The organism is Lentiprolixibacter sp. (assembly GCF_982873095.1).
This window is the reverse complement of sequence record NZ_CEYNTP010000249.1, coordinates 1-4,021: the sequence shown is the minus strand read 5'-3', so window position 1 is coordinate 4,021 and position 4,021 is coordinate 1. Positions and strand designations below refer to the sequence as shown.

The 4,021-nt window shown below is 47.9% G+C and carries 4 protein-coding genes; 3 read left to right on the top strand and 1 reads right to left on the bottom strand.

What is annotated here, in order from left to right:
* The coding region (locus tag AC4E7D_RS12545; protein ID WP_490174130.1) for a 23S rRNA (pseudouridine(1915)-N(3))-methyltransferase RlmH at positions 1-278 on the bottom strand (278 nt) is incomplete at its 3' end.
* A gap of 80 nt (positions 279-358) precedes the next feature.
* On the opposite strand from AC4E7D_RS12545, the gene nadC reads away from it, so the two are divergent.
* The 3 genes from nadC to priA form a co-directional block, all read left to right on the top strand.
* Positions 359-1,216: a carboxylating nicotinate-nucleotide diphosphorylase gene (nadC, locus tag AC4E7D_RS12540; RefSeq protein ID WP_490174129.1), complete on the top strand. Its 858-nt coding sequence runs from the start codon at positions 359-361 to the stop codon at positions 1,214-1,216.
* Entirely contained in the window at positions 1,217-2,185 is a 969-nt protein-coding gene (locus AC4E7D_RS12535) for a YihY/virulence factor BrkB family protein (RefSeq protein ID WP_490174128.1), read from the top strand. It begins immediately after the preceding gene.
* Positions 2,186-2,263: 78 nt separating this feature from the next.
* On the top strand, positions 2,264-4,021 hold a 1,758-nt coding region (gene priA, locus AC4E7D_RS12530; RefSeq protein ID WP_490174127.1), incomplete at its 3' end, for a replication restart helicase PriA.

Here is a 4,021-nt window from a genome sequence, read left to right as displayed (position 1 = left end):
ATCTGCTCCTGCAGGAAACCAGCAAATGATACTGAGCTGTACTGCTTACCATTTTCATCCAACACAAATACCTTGTCGCCTTCCCGGATACGATCGAGGATAGCCGCTCCTTCCTTTTGCCTTATCAGGGATTCGGTCAGGTTTTTGTGTTTCTTGATATCCGGTAGTACTTCAATTTCAAAGGGCAGATAGCGGTTTACCCGGCGGGTGTAGTCATCAATCAGGCTGATGAGCTCCTTATTCTGGGTTTTGCCAACTACGAGAAGTTTGATCTTCATGTCCCAAAGGTAAAATATTCCCGAATTTTGAGATATTTCAATGCGTCAGGATTAGTAATTTAGCGGTATATTCCTATCGCATGATATCCAAAGAACAATTTCAGGAAGAGATCGATCTGATCATTAAAAATGCCATCCGGGAAGATGTGGGTGACGGGGACCACAGTTCCCTGGCCTGCATTCCTGATACTGCCAGAGGGAAAGCTAAATTGCTGGTTAAGGATACCGGTATTCTTGCCGGCGTTGAATTTGCCCGTCAGGTATTTGCCTATGTTGATCCGGACCTTGTAATGGACGTGCGTATTACAGATGGGAGCAAGGTAAATTACGGGGACATTGCCTTTTATATCGAAGGGTCATCACGGAGTATTCTTATGGCTGAACGATTGGTGCTCAACGCCATGCAGCGAATGAGTGCCATTGCCACAAAAACGAGGTATTTTGCGGACCTGCTCGAAGGAACGGGAACCCGCATCCTGGATACACGTAAAACCACACCAGGAATCCGCGCCCTTGAAAAGTGGGCGGTAAAGATTGGCGGAGGGGAAAATCACCGCTTTGCCCTATATGACATGATCATGCTCAAGGATAACCACATTGACTTTGCCGGGGGCATTTCAGCAGCCATTCAAAAAACAAAACAATATCTGAAGGATAAAAATAAAGACCTAAGGATCATCGTAGAGGCACGCGACCTTGATGAAGTAGGACAAATCCTTACCGAGGGTGGGGTAGACCGCATTTTGCTGGATAATTTCTCTTACGAGGACACCCGGAAAGCGGTAAAACTGATAGATGGGAAGTGCCATACAGAATCCTCAGGGGGTATAAATGAAAACACCATTGCCCAGTATGCAGCCTGTGGGGTAGATTATATATCTTCAGGAGCCCTGACACATTCGGTGTATAACAAGGACCTTAGCTTAAAAGCAGTTTAAATGTCATTGGAAATTGAACGACGCCTGAGCAAAATCCCCATTATCAATGGGCTGGTCCGTCTATTGAAGTCGGTTCGCTTTTCAGCCCTGGAAGGCCTGTCCCTGTATGACATTATGGAGATGTATATCATAGGAATCATTCAGGGAACGCTGTCGGCCCGGGCCAGTTCCATCGCGTTCAGCATATTTCTTGCCCTTTTTCCCTTGCTTTTGTTCCTGATCACGTTAGTTCCTTTTGTCATCCCCTATGTGAGCATAGGAAATGAAAATTTTGATGCACAATTCCTGCTGTTCCTGGAATCCTTTTTGCCTGATGCCACCAGTGATTATTTCGGGGAGATCTACCAGCAGATCAAAGGACAGAAAAGAGGCGGGTTACTGTCTTCCACCTTTGTCCTGTCTATCTTCCTGATGGCCAATGGGGTCAATGCCATTTTTGGTGGGTTTGAAACCAGCTACCACATTGAGCTTACCCGGAATTTTTTTAAGTCCTATGCCTATGCCCTCATGGTAGGATTGATCTTATCTATCCTCCTGATCGCGGGGGCAGTGGCCTATGTTTACGTGGACCTCTATATTCTGGAATACCTGAGTGTCTGGGCGGCCAAAACACGGGGATATGATCTTACGGAAAACCATATCCTGGGGGCCCGGGTGGGGAAGTTTGTCTTTTTTACCATCCTGTCTTACCTGACGACGGCAACTCTGTATTATTTTGGAACAACTGAGGGAAAACAAGCCAAATTCTTTTCCTATGGCGCTCTCATGACCACCTTGCTGTTTTTATTAACCTCCTATCTGTTCGGGATGTATGTGGAAAAAATTGCCCGATACAATGAATTGTACGGTGCCCTTGGGGGGCTGCTGATCCTGATGGTGTATATCTGGTTGAATTCCATCATTCTGCTGCTGGGATTTGAACTCAATGCCACCTTGAATTTCCTGCACAAAAAATTACGCGATAAATGATCAGCTTGGCCATCCGTAAAATCGATTGTGTTCTGAGGATGAAGGCTCGAAAGTCTTATACTTGTAAACCATAGGGTTATGGCTACAGAACATTATATGGACGTGGTCCTGCCCATTCCCCTGGAACGGTTCTTCACGTATTCCCTTACCGCAGCGCAGGCAGAACGTCTGCAACCCGGGGTACGAGTAGCTGTCCCGTTCGGAAAGAATAAACTGTACACCGCTTTGGTCTACAGGATACACCAAACGCCGCCAGAGGTCTATGAAGCCAAGCCGCTGCACCAGATCCTCGATGAGGCACCTATCATATCACCCCTTCAGCTCAGACACTGGGAATGGATGGCGGCTTACTACATGTGTACGCTGGGGGAAGTATTCCGGGCGGCCCTGCCAGGTCCGTTTCTGTTGGAGAGTGAAACCCTTATCCTCCGCAACCCAGAGGTGGTAGTAGAGGAACATGGCCTGACTGATGATGAATTCCTGATATACGAAGCCTTGCAACACCAGGAGATGTTGCGCATCAAGGACGTCATGGATATTACGGGGCGCAAGAGCATCCTGCCTATAGTGAACACGCTATTAAGCAAAGGAGTTGTCCGGGTAAAGGAAATGCTGGACGAGCAGTACAAACCAAAAATGGTTCGCTATGTGGACCTGGATTCCCGGTATGCATCGGAAATGGCCTTGTCTGAGCTACTGGATACCTTATCCAGGGCACCAAAACAGTACCAAGTAGTGCTGAAACTGTTTCAGTTAAAAGGCGGGTCAGATACCCCTGTTAAGGCAAAGGAACTATTACGTGAAAGCGAGTCATCCCCTGCCATTGTTAAGGCCCTGGTCAAGAAGGGTATTCTAAAGGAAATCCATAAGCGGACGGACCGGGTTATTTACAGTGGGGACGATCCCATAGCACCTATGAAGCTCAATACCTTTCAGGAGGAAGCCCTGAAGGTGATTAGGGAAAACTTCGGCAAAGAACGGGTAACCTTGTTGCATGGGGTCACCTCGTCTGGTAAAACAGAGCTGTACGTGAACCTGGTAGCGGAGGAACTCAAAAAGGGCAGACAAGTATTGTACCTGTTACCTGAAATTGCCCTTACCACACAATTGATTGCCAGGTTGCAGAAATATTTTGGGGAAAAATTGTCGGTGTACCACTCCCGCTATAATGCGCAGGAGCGGGTTGAGGTCTGGAACAATGTACTCGAGCAAAAAAGCAAAGCACAGCTGATCGTAGGGGCACGGTCGGCCCTTTTCCTCCCCTTTCGGGACCTAGGCCTGATCATCGTCGATGAAGAGCACGAAACCTCCTATAAGCAGTTTGATCCGGCACCTCGCTATCACGCAAGGGATGCTGCCGTTGTTTTAGGCACCTTTCACAACAGCCACATTCTTTTAGGGTCTGCCACCCCAAGTCTCGAGAGCTATCACAATGCACAGACAGGAAAATACGGGTACGCGCATATTTCACGGAGGTATGGGAATGTGCTGATGCCTGAGATAGAACTGGTAGACCTGAAGGACAAGATCAGGAGAAAACGCATGCAGGGGCATTTTTCGGACCGCTTGATAGAAGAGATCACGGAAACACTGGAAATGAAAGAACAGGTGATACTATTCCAGAACCGTAGGGGCTATGCACCTGTGCTGGAGTGCAATACCTGCGGACATACCCCGCAATGCCCCAATTGTGATGTAAGCCTTACCTATCACAGGCACAAGAACCAGCTAAGGTGCCATTATTGTGGTCATCATACCCCCCTCCATACTTCCTGTGAAGCCTGTGGGAGCTTTACGCTGGATACCAAAGGCTTTGGCACAGAACAGGTGGAGCAG

Coding starts and splice junctions, on each gene's coding strand:
- AC4E7D_RS12535 (WP_490174128.1), top strand. CDS start 1,217: ATGTCATTGGAAATTGAACGACGCCTGAGCAAAATCCCCATTATCAAT.
- nadC (WP_490174129.1), top strand. CDS start 359: ATGATATCCAAAGAACAATTTCAGGAAGAGATCGATCTGATCATTAAA.